The organism is Aquimarina sp. Aq107 (assembly GCF_943733665.1).
Classification (GTDB): Bacteria; Bacteroidota; Bacteroidia; order Flavobacteriales; family Flavobacteriaceae; genus Aquimarina.
The window spans coordinates 2,432,506-2,448,700 of the sequence record NZ_OX030782.1 but is presented as its reverse complement, the minus strand read 5'-3'; the positions used below and the strand labels follow the sequence as shown (position 1 = coordinate 2,448,700).

At 31.7% G+C, this 16,195-nt stretch carries 14 protein-coding genes; 9 read left to right on the top strand and 5 right to left on the bottom strand.

Annotated elements, in window-relative coordinates; genetic code table 11:
• The first annotated feature begins 104 nt into the window (after positions 1-104).
• Complete coding sequence (gene bcp, locus NMK29_RS10335; RefSeq protein WP_108805434.1) at positions 105-554, top strand: thioredoxin-dependent thiol peroxidase; 450 nt, start codon at positions 105-107, stop codon at positions 552-554.
• A gap of 65 nt (positions 555-619) precedes the next feature.
• On the opposite strand, the gene NMK29_RS10330 is transcribed toward bcp, so the two are convergent.
• Entirely contained in the window at positions 620-1,048 is a 429-nt protein-coding gene (locus NMK29_RS10330) for a DUF1801 domain-containing protein (RefSeq protein WP_108805435.1), read from the bottom strand.
• A 233-nt stretch (positions 1,049-1,281) separates the two neighbouring features.
• Complete coding sequence (locus NMK29_RS10325) at positions 1,282-2,730, bottom strand: TonB-dependent receptor (RefSeq protein ID WP_108805436.1); 1,449 nt, start codon at positions 2,728-2,730, stop codon at positions 1,282-1,284.
• 173 nt (positions 2,731-2,903) lie between these two features.
• Here NMK29_RS10325 and NMK29_RS10320 point away from each other — a divergent pair, with 173 nt between their 5' ends.
• The gene (locus NMK29_RS10320; RefSeq protein WP_108805437.1) at positions 2,904-3,665 is read left to right on the top strand and encodes an MBL fold metallo-hydrolase; all 762 of its coding nucleotides are present in this window, start codon (positions 2,904-2,906) and stop codon (positions 3,663-3,665) included.
• Position 3,666: 1 nt separating this feature from the next.
• On the top strand, positions 3,667-4,185 hold the full coding sequence (locus tag NMK29_RS10315; protein ID WP_108805438.1) for a hypothetical protein: 519 nt from the start codon (positions 3,667-3,669) through the stop codon (positions 4,183-4,185).
• 92 nt (positions 4,186-4,277) lie between these two features.
• Here the strand turns inward: NMK29_RS10315 and NMK29_RS10310 are convergent, their stop codons facing one another.
• A complete protein-coding gene (locus NMK29_RS10310; protein ID WP_108805439.1) occupies positions 4,278-7,142 on the bottom strand; it encodes an esterase-like activity of phytase family protein in 2,865 nt (954 codons plus the stop codon).
• A 331-nt stretch (positions 7,143-7,473) separates the two neighbouring features.
• Between NMK29_RS10310 and NMK29_RS10305 the strand changes: the two genes are divergently transcribed.
• The 4 genes from NMK29_RS10305 to NMK29_RS10290 are packed head-to-tail and all read left to right on the top strand — an operon-like array spanning position 7,474 to position 11,825.
• Positions 7,474-9,879: a TIM-barrel domain-containing protein gene (locus NMK29_RS10305; RefSeq protein WP_108805440.1), complete on the top strand. Its 2,406-nt coding sequence runs from the start codon at positions 7,474-7,476 to the stop codon at positions 9,877-9,879.
• Between the two features lie 50 nt (positions 9,880-9,929).
• Positions 9,930-10,466 (top strand): GNAT family N-acetyltransferase, encoded by a 537-nt coding sequence (locus NMK29_RS10300; protein ID WP_159092359.1) that lies wholly within the window; start codon positions 9,930-9,932, stop codon positions 10,464-10,466.
• Positions 10,467-10,475: 9 nt separating this feature from the next.
• A complete protein-coding gene (locus NMK29_RS10295) occupies positions 10,476-10,880 on the top strand; it encodes a hypothetical protein (protein ID WP_199915075.1) in 405 nt (134 codons plus the stop codon).
• 18 nt (positions 10,881-10,898) lie between these two features.
• Positions 10,899-11,825 (top strand): GyrI-like domain-containing protein, encoded by a 927-nt coding sequence (locus tag NMK29_RS10290; RefSeq protein WP_108805443.1) that lies wholly within the window; start codon positions 10,899-10,901, stop codon positions 11,823-11,825.
• Positions 11,826-11,877: 52 nt separating this feature from the next.
• On the opposite strand, the gene NMK29_RS10285 is transcribed toward NMK29_RS10290, so the two are convergent.
• Positions 11,878-12,420: a hypothetical protein gene (locus NMK29_RS10285; RefSeq protein ID WP_108805444.1), complete on the bottom strand. Its 543-nt coding sequence runs from the start codon at positions 12,418-12,420 to the stop codon at positions 11,878-11,880.
• Positions 12,421-12,540: 120 nt separating this feature from the next.
• Between NMK29_RS10285 and NMK29_RS10280 the strand changes: the two genes are divergently transcribed.
• Complete coding sequence (locus NMK29_RS10280; protein ID WP_108805445.1) at positions 12,541-12,975, top strand: SRPBCC domain-containing protein; 435 nt, start codon at positions 12,541-12,543, stop codon at positions 12,973-12,975.
• Between the two features lie 41 nt (positions 12,976-13,016).
• Positions 13,017-13,610, top strand: coding sequence for a YdeI family protein (locus NMK29_RS10275; protein ID WP_108805446.1), 594 nt, complete (start codon positions 13,017-13,019; stop codon positions 13,608-13,610).
• 10 nt (positions 13,611-13,620) lie between these two features.
• Here the strand turns inward: NMK29_RS10275 and NMK29_RS10270 are convergent, their stop codons facing one another.
• Entirely contained in the window at positions 13,621-16,155 is a 2,535-nt protein-coding gene (locus tag NMK29_RS10270) for a PQQ-dependent sugar dehydrogenase (protein WP_108805447.1), read from the bottom strand.
• Positions 16,156-16,195 lie beyond the last annotated feature (40 nt).

The following is a 16,195-nucleotide window of genomic DNA, read 5'->3' as shown; positions in this document are numbered from 1 at the left end:
AAATTTTTAATAAAATTATCGCTGAATTGTCTTTTTTGTTTTAATTTTATCAAAAAACTTTAAACAAACTTAAATTTTTAAGTGTTCAATTTAATTGTAATAAAATGACATCATTAAAAGTAGGAGATAAAGCTCCTAATTTCTCGGCATTAGATCAAGATGGAAATACTATTAGTTTAGAAGACTATAAAGGAAAAAAATTAGTTGTTTTTTTCTACCCGAAAGCTAGCACACCAGGATGCACAGCAGAGGCATGTAATCTTAAAGATAATTATCAAACGTTTCAATCTCAAGGATATGAAATTCTTGGTGTTAGTGCAGATAGTGCAAAGCGTCAACAAAATTTCAAGAATAAATATGAATTACCTTATCCATTACTAGCGGATGAAGATAAGAAGGTTATAGAAGCTTTTAATGTTTGGGGGCCTAAGAAGTTTATGGGTAAAGAATATGATGGAATTCATAGAACTACTTTTGTAATAGACGAAAATTCGGTTCTTACTGAAGTTATTACTAAAATAAAAACCAAGGATCACGCTGCTCAAATTCTTTAATATAGTATTATATCATAGAAGATTTTAAAGGCATATATACTGAAAAGTACATATGCCTTTCTTTTTTAAATACCTAAAGTAGGTAGATGTTTTACCTTGTGGTAGTTTAAGGCAGCAGTAATGCAGTTTTTTAGTTGTTTTTTAGGAATATCACATGTCATAGGAAAAATTATCGCCCGATTTCCTTCGAATTGAAAGGTGTCTTTATATAAAACTCTAAATGTGGTGATTAATTTACTTGTACATTGAAAATACATACCATATTGATTTGGAGTACTCTTTTTCCAATTGATTCTTATTGTACTCCCTTTTTTTACTAAAAAACTTGGTTCTCCCCATTTTAATGTTTCTTCAATACTTTGTATGTCTTCTATCTCTTTAGCTGTTTCTATAATTAAATTACGAAGCTCCATTATTTTATCCTTAACTAAGTCAGGATATTTTTCATAAACCGATGCAATTTTGGGATTGGTTGTGACTGATATTTGTTGCATAGGTTACTAAAAAAAGGTTTTAAATTCTTTAGTGGTTTATTTATTGTATGATAAAGAGTATTCTTCATTTATATTCTTTACTCTCAATAAATCACTTGATTTTAGGTGGTGATTTATTGTGCAGAGTAGAATATTTTAGTTTTCAGAATTAGATATGACCGATATATACTAGTATACTTCTATTTATGATTAGTCCGTAATTATTTATTACGATAAAAAAATTAAATATTTGTTTATTGTACTTTTTCAGTTTCTTTATAACCAAAGAAATTATTTTCCTTTATCATTTCTGGAATAAGTTCAGGTAATTGTTCTTCCCATCCAGGTTCTCCTTCTTGAATTTTTTGAAGCACTTCTCTAGAATAAATATCCATTATAGAAGGGTCAAAATCTACAATATCTTGAAGTTTACCATTGTATTTAAAGAATTTATATAATTCTTTCATTCTAGGATGTACCTTAAGGTTTTCACTTGTAGTTAAGTCTCCAGTTTTAGGGTCTTTTAACGGATATAAATATACTTTTAGGTCTTTAAAGAAGAGTTTTCCGAAAGCCTCTAGAATACCACCACTTAAATGTCTATAGTATTTTTCATCAAATATATCTACTAGATTATTTACGCCCATGGAAAGTGCCATACGCTCTTTAGTATAATTAGAAAAGTATTCTACAACTTTATAATATTCCTGGAAATTAGAAATCATTACAGTCTGTCCTAAAGAGCATAATAATCTAGCTCTAGACATAAAATCTTCTTCATCGATTTCTCCTTCGGCTCTAAGGTTGGATAAGGTGATTTCAAAAATTTCAATTGTTTTCTCTTTACGTACCTTATTCTCATTAAGGAACATATTAAGTGACTTCTTATAAATATCCATATTTACTTTGGTCACTGGTCTAAAACTTCCTCTTAGAGCTAGGATATTCTTTTTATATAATACAGCAGCAGGTAAAACATTATTACCATCAGGTCCAAACATTACTGCTTCCGTCATTCCATTTTTAACCAATTGTAAACTCATTAATCGGTTATCTACTTTTTTAAATCTTGGACCAGAAAAATTAATAGTGTCAATTTCAATTTGGTCTTTATCTAAGTGATCATATAAATAACGAAGTAATTTTTTTGGATTATCATATTTATAATAAGCTCCATAAATTAGGTTAACTCCCAAAACCCCCAAGGTCATTTGCTGCAGTTTAGCATCGTTTTCATGAAAACGGATATGAAGTATTATTTCATTGTAGTCTTCATCCGGTTTAGTTTGATATCGGATACCAACCCAACCATGTCCTTTATATTTCTTAGCAAAATCAATAGTAGCTACTGTATTTGCATAACTAAAAAATAGTTTATTTGGATGTTTTTCTCTTTGTATTCGCTCTTCTATAAGACGTACTTCATGTTTCAACATCTTTTTTAATCGGGCCTCGGTTACATAGCGTTTATCATCTTCTATTCCATAGATGGCATCACTAAAATCTTTATCATAAGCACTCATAGCCTTTGCAATAGTACCAGATGCACCTCCGGCTCTAAAAAAATTACGTGCTGTTTCTTGACCGGCACCTATCTCTGCGAAGGTTCCATAGATGTTGGCATTTAGATTGATTCGTAAGGCTTTACTCTTAAGCGAAGGGACGGACTCGAATTCCTTATCTCCCATGATAGTAATAGGCATAGCGAAATGGGCTTTTTTTGTTTATGTAAAGTTACTAATAGATTAAGTATTATTAAAAAAATCTGAAAGCAATTTTTCGCATTTTATAATAGATATAAATAATAAAGTGTCGAAATGAATTACTTTTTGAGCAAAAAAATTATAATTACATTTGCCTTTAGTCAACATGCTATATGGAAGTTACATTTCTTGGTACAGGAACATCACAAGGGATTCCAATAATAGGAAGTACACATCCCGTATGCCTTAGTAAAGATGAAAAGGATAAGAGATTGCGAGTGTCCGTATTGATTTCTTGGGATGAATATAAATATGTTATTGATTGTGGCCCCGATTTTAGACAACAAATGCTCACAAATGAAGTGGATAGAATTGATGGGATAATTTTTACTCATGAACATGCGGATCATACCATGGGTATGGATGATATAAGGCCATTCTTTTTTAGACAAGGAGATATTCCAGTTTATGCACATAAAAGAGTATTAAATTCTTTAAGAACAAGATTTAGCTATATATTTTCTTCAGAAAATAAGTATCCAGGAGCACCCAGTGTTATAGAAAATGAACTAACTAACCAACCATTTTCACTGGGTAACCTGGATGTGATTCCAATCGATTTAATGCACAATCGATTACAAGTTTTTGGATTTAGATTTAAAGATTTTGCTTATCTAACTGATGTAAAAACTATTGAAGAAAAGGAAATAGAAAAATTAAAAGGAGTGAAAGTATTGGTTGTAAATGCTCTTAGAATTGAACCACATCACTCTCATTTTAATTTAGAAGAAGCATTAGAGTTTATTAATGAAGTAAAACCTGAAAAGGCATATCTGACACATATAAGTCATATGCTTGGATTTCATGAAGAAGTGCAACAACAATTACCGGAAAACGTTTTTTTAGCCTACGATAATTTAAAAATTACAATCTAATATGAGAAGTAGAATATTTCTATACCTATTTATTTTTTCAGTATTATTCATATTGTTTCAATTTATGAATGCTAAAAAAGCCAAGGAATCTTATGATGGTAAGATAGATAACCTGATGGCAAAAATAGAAGAGAAAGAAGATGAGTTAAAATCTAGAGATATAGAAAAAGATTCATTAATAGATAAAATCCTTGAGCTAACTTATTTCTCATTAGAAAGTGATGAAGAAGCTATTAATTATTTTGAAGAACAAGGATATGATGCTAAGAAGTTAGAGTTAACTATTAGTGATCAAATTATTAGTCAGAATAAAGCTGGAGCTGATAATCCAATAGTTCCTTTTGGGGGAATGGAGGGTCATATGGCAATCAATAAAGTAAGACTATTAAATCATAAATGGATTATAGCAGATTTTACTGATGGAGTTTATTGGGGGCAATTATTTATTATTTATGATGTTAGAAAGGATGGAGTAGTAGATTTTGAAGTTGAGCAATCATTTTTATATCCTAAAAGTTAGAATATATTATTAGTATATATAAAGAGACCTGCTGTTGTAAGCAGGTCTCTTTTTTGGTTATTATTGCTAGTAAGTTGGTTAATTTTCGGCTTTTATTTTTTTACTATTTTTTTCTTTATAAACTCTCCATCAGCTTGGATAATTGCAATATATATTCCTGTAGATACATCAGCACCACTATCGGTTTTACCATCCCATATATATTCAAAACCATTTTCATTTGTTTTAGTAGAGTTTATTTGTTTTACTAAATTTCCTGCCAAATCAAATATATCAATGCTTACTGTGCTAATTTTTTCATTAACAGTAGAGAAAGTAACCTTATTGGTAAAAGTGTTAGGATATGTTTTAAAATCATCTTCGTTAATTCTTAAAACAGTATCTTTTCCATTGTACCACGGCAATCCTAGTCGTTGGTCTAACCACAATAGAATAAACTCATTATCATCAGGTAATCCTTCGCCAACGTGTCGACCAACACTAAATGGATAGTTATTATCATTTAGAACACCAATCAAAAAGGGGTTAAGAACTACAACACTTTCTATAGTAACAAAAGGAAAAGCAAATTCTCTTCCAATTCCTACATCTCCAGGTAAACCAGGTTCTGAAATTCTCCTAGGATCTCTAATTTTCAATAAGTCTACATTAAGTCTTTTTTGAATCATAGTAGAATCTTCGTCTAATTCTATTTCATAAATAGCTTTGAATCCTTCAAGATCCCCTTGAGATCCATCTCTCTCGATTATTAATCCTCTTTGGCTACTAAACATTACAAAATCACCAATTGCAGAGGCTCTTTCGTTAAGTGGATACTCATATTTTTTATTGGTATAAGATTTACTGGAAAGATTGAATTCGTGGATTAATAGATTGTTGTTTTCGCTACCTTCTAGAGGTTTTTCTAGCAATGGTAATAACGTGGTGTTATCTGTAGTTAAAGCCATTCCTTCGAAACCACCACTTTGTTTTACATTAAATGGAGTATCTAATTTAGTCACTCGATATGGCCAATACATTCCCGCTAACCAAGGAGTATTTTCTCCATTTTGATCTTGTAAGTTTGTACCATCACCAGCATCTCCGACTTTAGGGAAATCACCAAATAAACAAACCGTTCTAATTTCTGGATACTGAGCTTGTGAAAGTAATAATGTTCTAAAATCAAAACTTTGTATATCTGCACGATCCGTTAGTTCATTCGCAACAATAATATCAGCAATTGCTTTGGTAAATATTTCCGGGCCAAAAGTTCTCTCAGCAAAAATATCACCTCGATCATCTAAATCTGTTCTTGGATTAATTTTGGTTTCTATATTAAAACGAACTTTAGATGCGTTCATCCAACGTTTCGTAGCTTCAGGGTGAGAAGATCCTTCTCCATTTTTATAATAGTTAACATAAAACTCTACAAAATCAAATAATTGTTGTAATGATGGCATTACGTAAGGATCAATAAATCCTTTTTCATTTGCAAAAGCTACAGCAACAGGAGAGAGTGAAAGATCATTGGTCTGAGCAGGTCTTCCAGCTAAGATTTTGTCTGCAATAAATGTTTTTTGGATACTGTCTAATGTAAGATTCTTTACCAATACTTCATCTTCATATTCATATGGAGTGCCATCTACTTTTCTTGTTTTTGCCGCTTCTATATGTGGGTCGTGATCTAGTACAGGGATTCCGTCTAAAGTGATTCCACAGTCTGTTTCTAATGTAGGCATCAAATAATCTAATGCTGCTTCCATAGATGGTATGGTGTTTTCTGGACGTAAATTTCTAGCTCCACGATGTCCTTGTGCATCAAAAAGAGTAACATCAATAAGTCCATTATCATGCATATAATCAGCGCGACCGTCTTGGTTCTTATCAAAATTTTGTACAGCTTCTAATAAAAGGTCGGGGCGATCTGAAATAATTCCTTGTAAGTCTAGGTCCAACAAACGATTCATGTTTTCTGTATCGTTAACGGTGTATACAACTACTGGATGACCAGCACGATTTAAAGAAGAAACATTAAATAATTCACTTGATGCTTCTACCAATCCATTAGCAGTTGTAATTCTACTTCCTACTACCGTAGTTTCATCATTATCATCTAACATAACAAACCAAGGTGACATTACTGGGGCTTTACTACCATTAGCTTGTGCATGCGCCCTCATAGCATTCATAATTCTAATAGCACTCGCTTCTTCACTAAATGGATTTTGTGGAGAACGTAATTCTTTACCGGCATTATCTAGATCAGGTAGAGGATAAGGAGCGTCTAGTAATACTCCATTTCGGTCAAAATGTAATAAGAAAGGTCCAAATTCATCTCCGATCCAATAATCTCCATTAGTAGTTCTTTGGATAGATTCAATATCAAAGTCTGCACCGGTTAAAATTCTATCTTGACTAAAGTGATTAGTAATTGCAAATGGTATTAACCCATTAGGATCTTTTAGTTCGATATATTCCAGTACCTGAATATCTCCTTCGCCTCTTCTAAAAAATGTTTCAAATCTAGGTTTGATTTTGTATAAACGTAAATTATAATCCGCAGAATTCTCAATACTTCCGAAACCATTATCTGACATTGCAGTAAAAGTTCCGTCCATATTATTTAATACCGAAGAGAATCCTTGAATAGGTTGTTTGTTATAGAAAGGGAGTTCTTGTTCATTAATAGGGTTACTGCCTATAAAAAGACCAGAAGTAGGACCTTCGGAAAAACTAGCGGCATCTAAAACAGCTCTAGAGAACAGCAAATCCCCGAAGTTTCTAAAAGATTTTCCTTTTCCTTTTGCATAAATTTCTTGACCATAATAATTGTCATTTGGTAGATCAAATTGTGGTGTTGATTTATCTTTTTCTGTTTGGGCAAAAGCAGAAAAAGAAATTAGAAAACCTAAGCATGCAGAAATGCATATTGATTTTCTATGTCGATTAGACATAGAGTAAAGATAATTTTTCATGTGTGATACGATTAAGATTAAATTGGTTATTAATACCCTAAAAGTAATCTTTCGGTATTACCAAAATGTTTAGTCTACCTCAACAAATGTTTAGGTTAAGGTTAGGTATTTTATGTTAATGCTTTTACTGTATGAAATCGATTACGATATGATTAAACTAATTCTATTTAGTTACGAAAACGTTATAGTGAAGTGTTGTGATTTTTATTGTGTTTTTTTGTTTTGAATGAAAATTCAATAATTCGGTATCGTCACCTTTCGTTGTAACCTTATTCTAAAGGTATTCTAGTATATTTGAATCTTATCAACATTAGAAAACATCCATTATATAATGAAGTCAAGATTTTTTTTCTTTTTCCTTTCAGGAATAGTAACGTTTTTAGCGTTTTCTTGTAAACCTAATGCTAGTGATTTTATAACCAATATCGATAGCTATAAAAAAGATGGTTTTATTAAAGTTTCCAGAGATAATGGTAAATATCTAATAAAACTATATTCTAATAAAATTATTGAAACTTCATTTATACCAACTGGAGAAGTTTTTGATCCCAAATCACACGCTGTTGTTTTGGAAAATGGAATTGTTGCTAACGTAGAGGAAACTGAAAAAAGTATTGTATACGGCAATTCTGATGGGATCAGTGTTCATATAACAAAAGAACCATTTCATATTTCTTACATATATAAAGGAAAAGAATTAATCTCAGAGAACAAGGGATATCTTAAAACAGATTCTACGGAAATATTGAATTTTAATTTAGATAAAGATGAAGTTATTTATGGTGCAGGAGCAAGAGTAGTAGGAATGAATAGAAGGGGTAATCGTTTACAATTATATAACAGAGCGCATTATGGTTATGAAACTCGTGCTGAGCTAATGAATTATACCATGCCTTTAGTACTATCATCTAAAAAATATGCAGTTCATTTTGATAATGCTCCGATCGGTTTTCTTGATATTGATAGTAAAAAAGATAATACATTGAGTTACGAAATGATCAATGGAAGAAAGACATATCAGGTTGTAGCTGGTGATGATTGGAAAGATTTAATGAACCAGTATACTGATCTAACAGGAAAACAACCATTACCTCCACGATGGGCTTTTGGTAATTTTGCAAGTCGTTTTGGATATCATTCAGAAAAGGAAACTAAGGAAACTATAGCGAAATTTAAAAGTGATTCCATTCCATTAGATGCAGTAATTCTAGATATTTATTGGTTCGGAAAAGACATCAAAGGGCATATGGGAAATCTAGAGTTTTTGAAAGATTCATTTCCTAACCCTAAACAAATGATCAATGATTTCAAAAACCAAGGTGTAAAAACCATTTTAATAACAGAACCTTTTGTTTTATCAACATCCAAAAAATGGGAAGAAGCTGTGACTGAAAAAGTTCTTGGTAAGGATTCATTAGGAAATCCTTTTAGATATGATTTCTATTTTGGAAACACTGGAATTATTGATATTTATGATCAAAAAGGTAAAGATTGGTTTTGGAATATTTATAAAACATATACTAAAGAATATGGAGTTTCAGGATGGTGGGGAGATCTTGGTGAACCTGAAGTTCATCCATCATCATTATTACATGCTACAGGATCTGCTGACGAGGTTCATAATATCTATGGACACGATTGGGCGAGATTAGTTCAAGAAGGATATCAAAAAGACTTTCCTAATCAACGACCTTTTATTTTGATGCGTGCAGGATATTCTGGATCACAACGATTTGGGATGATTCCTTGGTCAGGAGACGTTAATAGAAGTTGGGGCGGATTACAACCACAAACCGAAATAGCGTTATCAATGGGAATTCAGGGATTGGGCTATATGCATTCTGATCTTGGTGGTTTTGCAGGAGGAGAAAAATTTGATGCCGAACTATATACTAGATGGCTGCAGTATGGAGTTTTTCAACCTATTTATAGACCTCATGCTCAAGAACATATCGCGCCAGAACCAGTTTTTCATGATAAAAAAACAAAAGATTTAGCGAAGAAAAGTATCGAAATGAGGTATCAAATGCTTCCATATAACTATACGTTAGCTTTTGAAAATAATCAAACAGGAGTTCCGTTAATGCGACCTTTGTTTTTTGAAGATGCCGAAGCTAGAGAATTACAAACAGTATCTAATACATATTTATGGGGTGACAGTTTCTTAGTTTCTCCAATAGTAAAATCTGGGGTAGTATCTAAGGATGTGTATTTTCCTAAGGGATCTAATTGGTATGATTTTTATACAGGTAAAAAATATGAAGGGGGAAGGTATGTTACCATAAAAACGGAAGAGGATCATATTCCTGTTTTTGTAAAAGCAGGTTCTTTTATTCCGATGGTAGAGACTATTCAGAATACGGAATTATATAATACTAAAGAGCTTACACTACATTATTATCACGATGCTCAAACGAGTTCTAGTTTTGGGAAATTATATGATGATGATGGAAATACGCCAAATGCCTATGAAAAAGGTAAGTATGAGATCTTAAGTTTCAATGGTAAGAATGTAGATGACATCCTTTCTATAAGCTTAAAGTCTGAAACAGGTAATGATTATGCTAAAATCAGTCGTAAACTATCATTAATTATTCATAATATAAAAACTGCTCCAGCATCTGTTAAGGTAGGAGATAAGATAGTTGAAACTGATTGGAACGAGAAAGAAAATCTATTAACAGTTACGCTTGAATGGAACTCTAGTGTGATAGAACAATTGAGTATTACATTTTAGGTATATTTATATTCTCAATAGGGTATGCCTAAAATGTTATAATCAATAAAGTGAAGGTTTTAATAGAAACAGAAAGATTATTATTAAGAGAAATTACTCTTGATGACATAGAAGCACTGTACAATCTGCATTCTAATCCTGCCGTACAAAAGTATACAGGAGAACCTGTAGTAAAATCTAGGGAAGAAATAAAAAAAGCCATAGAAACAAGAATTATTGATTATAAAAAATATGGATATGGTAGATGGGCTACTATTTTAAAAAAAGGAAATAAATTTGTAGGATGGTCAGGATTGGCATACTTACCAGAATTTGATGAAATTGATTTAGGATATAGGTTCTTACCTGAATATTGGGGATTGGGTATAGCAACGGAGGCATCTCGTGCAATTTTGGAGTATGGCTTTGATTCCCTTAAACTAAAAAAGATAATTGCAATTGCATTTAAAGATAATAAAGCATCGATCAGAGTGATGGAAAAAGTTGGAATGGAATTCGATAAATTTGCTCCTTATGAACCTAATAGTGAAGACGCAATCTGGTATTGGTGTAATAAAGAACTTATAACAAAAAGTAGGTCATATTAAAAGATAGTATTGTTTATCGAATATATGGGAGATTATAAAAACTCTGAGTGGTATATAAAAGCCAGTGATGAACTAATAAAAAAGTATGGTGATATTCCTCCACCATGGATATACGGACCTAATCTTCATCCGTATAGTATCGGTTGGAGAATGGGAGGAGGAGAAACTCACATAATGATTTTAAATGAATGGTTGGATCAAGAAGTTTTAAATTTTGACGATCGTATAACGTATTTAAGAAAATATCCAGCCCCGGCAAGATGGTATCAGTGGATTATACATTTTTTGTGGAATGTTGATACATGTGAATTTGAAGAATCTGATTATATACCCTATTTTGAAAAACTTGAAAAGTTAGGTTTTAAAAACACTACTGATTTTGTTAAAGATTTTGATCGAGATGATTTGGATTAATTTTATAAAAATGTTTTAATGAAATTCAATTCAAAAGAACAATCAAATAAAGAATATATAAATAGAATTAATCTTGTTCTTATTTATATTGATGAGTATTTAGACGAAGATTTATCCTTAGAATCAGTTGCGAAGGTTGCACTGTATTCTCCATTTCATTTTCATAGAATTTTTAAGGCCGTAATAGGTGAGACACTGAATTCCTATGTAAATAGAAGACGTATTGAAAAAATCGCTTTAGAGCTTATGCATAAAAATGAAGTTAGTATTGCTGAGCTATCGCTTCAATATGGTTTTAGTAGTAATTCTTCATTCACTAGAGCTTTTAAAAATTTTTATGGAGTAAGTCCGACCGATTTTAGAAAACAACTTCCTGGTAAATTTAGCAAGATTAGTAAAGTAGAAAGCAAGATTGGACAAGAGGAATCGATTTTTGAAAAATACATTTGTAACATTAATAATCATTTAAATTGGATTAAAATGAATGCAAAAATCGAAGTAATAGAAGTACCAGAATTACATTTTGCAAGTATTACTCATATTGGGATAGAAGGGATAGGAAATGTTTTTGAAAAGTTAATAAAATGGGGGAGATCTAAAGGAATTATGGAAACCCCTGATACTAAAATGGCAAGAATATTTCATGATAGTTTCAAGGTAACATCACCAGATAAAGTTAGAATGAGTGTTTGTATATTGATGAACGAACCTTTTGTTTCTGAAGGTGAAATCAGCCCAGTTATTATTAAAAAGGGGAGAAATATCGTTGGATCTTTTGAAATTACTCCTGAAGATTTTGAAAAATCTTGGAGTAGTCTTTTTGTTTGGATGAACGAACAAGGATATAAGAAATCAGAGGTAACTCCATTCGAAATATATCATAATGATTTCAGAAATCATCCAGATAACAAATGCTTAGTTGACTTTTATATACCAATACATTAAAATTCTTTTAAAAGCCCTAGTGAATAACGAGTTTATGGTATATGATTTGGTTTTATTTTTTAAAAAATAAAGATCTATAATCACTGGTTGCAAGATATTCTTTTCTAAGTTGTCTAAGAAGTACTACTATTTCATCTCTTTCAGAATACCCTTCTTTAAGGCAATCTTTAAATTCATCATCACTTACTGTAAGTACGACATACCATTTTCCATCACGACTTGTATACAATTCTTCAAGAATCGGAATATGGTCATTTGGTTCTAAAGCAGCATCAATAATAATTGGCGCTAAATTGATCGTTTTTGTGGTTCTTTCTACTTCATAAAATGAGAGGTAATATTTTGTGTCGTTTACCAAGATCGGAACATTCCATCCAACGTTTTCATCGTTCAATTTAAATTTGTTGTTGATATATTGATAAAACTCATTAGCATTTTTTGGATCCTCAAAAATAAAAGAACTTCTTTTTGGGAGCCCTTTTTTAAACTTTTTGGCAACCATTACTTTATCATCTTTAATAGTAGGTGCTATTTTAGTGGGAAAACAAGCTGAGAATAAGAATAGGATAAAGACAAAATAAAGTAACGTTCTCATGAGTTGATTGTTTTTTTGATAATTGATCAAATTCAATGCCATAGTATTTTTTTGTTAATACATATAACTTGTTTAATTTAGTAAAGCTAATAAATAATTGAAATTTAATTATTTAAGATAATGAAAGTTACTGATGATCCCATAATTATTGAAGAATATTATAATGCTTCTGAAGAGAAAGTTTGGAGAGCAATAACAGGTGTGAAGGAAATGAAATTCTGGTTTTTTGAAGCTATTAAATCATTTAAAGCAGAAGTTGGTTTTAAAACCCAATTCTTAGTGCAGGTCGAAGATAGAAATTATACACATTGTTGGGAAGTAACCGAAGTAATTCCGATAAAGAAAATTACATATACTTGGAGTTATATAGAATATCCAGGAGATGCGTTTGTGACTTTTGAATTATTTAAAACAGATCATCAAACTAGACTTAAATTATCCCTTACGGTAACTGAAGATTTTCCATCTGATATTCCCGAATTTGCAAGAGAGAGTTGTATAGCAGGTTGGAATTATTTTTTAGGACAAAGATTAAAAGAGTACTTGGCAGAGTAATATCTATTTTAGAGAGAAAATAGAACTATATTTTTTGTGTTTTGGAGAATAATAAAACAGTAGATACTTTTATTAACAGTAAGTTACACTGGAAAAAAAGCTTAGAATTATTAAGATCTATTATGATTTCTACAGAAATGGAGGAAACAATGAAGTGGGGTACACCAACATATATGATAGGTGGTAAGAATGTAATAGGTTTAACAGCATTTAAATCTTATGTGGGGATATGGTTTCATCAAGGAGTGTTTCTAAAAGACGATCAAGGTAAATTGATTAATGCACAAGAAGGAAAGACAAAAGGTTTGCGACAATGGAGATTTTCTTCTTATGAAGAAATAGAAAAAGACTTAGTGTTACAATACGTTCTTGAAGCGATACAAAATCAAAAAGATGGTAAAGAAATAACAATTAAAAAACCTTCAACCAATATTAATATACCAGAAGAGTTAAAAGTAATTTTAGAAGCTAATAAGGATCTAAAAAATAGTTTTGAGAAGTTGCCTCGGTTTAAACAAAAAGAATACGCAGAATATATTACTAATGCAAAAAGAGATACTACCAAAGCTTCGAGGTTAGAAAAAATAACACCTATGATCTTAAGAGGAGTTGGTCTTGGGGATAAATATCGTTAAAATTTGCTTTCTATTTTTTAATGATCTTTAAAGTCTTTTTGTCTTTTAATTTCAAAAAGTACATACCGGTAGCATACCCAGAAATATCGATAGTAGTACTTTTTCCTTTATTAATTATTTTGCCGATATTATTAGTAAGTATCCACTCGTTTTCTTTAGGTAATTGTACTATGCCATTAGTTGGATTAGGGTATAAAAAGGTGGTTGGTTCATTTGTTTCAGGAATAGTTAAAGTATTCTCGGATATCCATTGCGCAGTATTACTAGCATTGATAGCTCCTGCAGTAGAGAAATTACCGCCAGCAAAAACAGTATTAATACCTTCATTATCGGATGCAAAACTCATGGTGTTTATTTTAATATCTACTCCAACATTAATATCAGTACCTAATGCTTCCCAACCATTTGTTTCATTCCATCTTGCGATATTATTAACAATAACACTATTATTAGTATCAATATTGGCAGTGTCAAAAGCACCAGCGACGTATAAATTATTTCCATCGTGAATTAATGTGTTTACTATATTATTCACTCCATTATTAACAGATGACCAAGTAGTATTGCTTTTATTCCATCTTGCTATTCTATTAACAGTTTGACCACCTGCTATAGAAAAATTACCTCCAATAAACACTTCTGTTGGAGTTATTGCGATTGCCTCTACAAAACCACTAGTTCCTGTACCTAATGCTCCCCAGTTAGTTCCATTCCAAGTAGCAATTCTATTCGCAGTAACGTTTCCAGCTTCGTCAAAATTTCCACCTACATATAGTATTCCGTCTGTGTCTAATGCCAATGATCTTACTTCATTATTTGTTCCTGCTATTCCACTAGTTACATCAGTTAATGCTGACCAAGTTGTGCCATTCCATAATGCAATATTTCTTACAGTGTTCCCATTTATTGTTTCAAAAACACCTCCAGCATATATGTTGTTATTATCATCAATTTCAATAGACGCTATTGTTCCATCTATTCCTGATCCTAATGCAGACCAGTTGTTCCCATTCCAGACGGCTATATTTTGTGCAGAAACACCTCCTATTTCAGTAAAAGCTCCTCCAGCATATAAATTTCCATTAGAAGAAATTTTAAGTGTATTAATAGTTCCATTAGATCCAATACCTAGCGATCTCCATCCAGATGATTCATTCCAAACGGCGATATTATTAGCGCTTATATTTCCTACTTCACTAAAAGTTCCAGCGTGATATACATCGCCATTAGTATCTGTTACGATAGCTTGAATGACTCCATTGGGAACTCCTTGATTTAATGATTGCCATTGTCCAATACCACTTATAGCAGTTCCTGGTGTTGTGGTCGTTCCATCCACTAGTTTATAGATTTGTGCATTACTTCCATAATCACTAAAATATAATTCACCATTTTTATCTACTCCAAAAGAAGAAACAAACTCACCAGATGTATTAAATAATAATGTACTGTTAGCTGTTCCAGAAGAAGGGTTATAATCCAGTACCCAAACTCTTCCACTTACATAATCTCCAAAAATATATTTAGAGTTAATATCAGGATTTAGACTCGTGATCTCTGAGCCTCGATAAACATAGCCACCAGTTATGGAACGATCTCCTTGATTTCGGTTATAAAAATGAACCGGAAAAACAGTAGGTTCATTGATGGTTACATTACTATTAGCCACAGAATTGGCTTCAAATCGACTCCAACCATAGTTTTTTCCATTTTCAATTATATTTACCTCTTCAAAAGCTCCTTGACCAACATCAGCTCCCCATAATCTACCAGATTCATTATCAAATGAGAACTTCCAAGTATTTCTAATGCCATATGCATATATCTCATCTAATCCATCAGAATTGGCAAAAGGGTTATCACTTGGAATTTCATAATTACCATTTGGTAAATCTGGATTCGTTTCTACTGAATTATTTCCATCTAAGTCTACATCGATACGAAGAATACTACCAAAAACAGTATTTTTATTTTGTCCATTCCCTTCAGGATCATTTCCGCCTCCACCATCACCAATGGATATATAAAGATATTCATCTAGACCAAAAGCAATTTTACCTCCATTGTGGTTGCTATTATTCTGATTTTTATCGAACTGAAAAATCACCAATTCACTATCTGGATCTACAAAGTTAGAATTAGAATTACTTACCGTAAACCTAGAAAGTACCATTCTCACCGATATACCTGACACTGGGCTATCTGTAGTGTAGTAAGTGTAAAAATATCCATTATTTTCATAATCAGGATGAAAAGCCAATCCTAACAATCCAACTTCTTGACCGTCTCTAAAACGTACACGATCTGTGATATCTAAAAAGGTATCTACATTATTAGCCGAAACATTACTAATTCGAGGAAAAACTTTAACCCTTCCTCTTTGTTCAACAATAAAAATTCGATCGGTTCCATCACTGGGAGATTGTATTTCAACTGGAAATTCAAAATCAATATTAGGGAAAGCGGTTTCATACGTAATCTGTGCATTACCTAAAAAGGTAATAGTTAAGAATACGAAAACAATTATTGAGGATAGTGTTTTCATGTTTGGAGTTTGAGATAAGTGTCTTTATTCCAACGAAAAA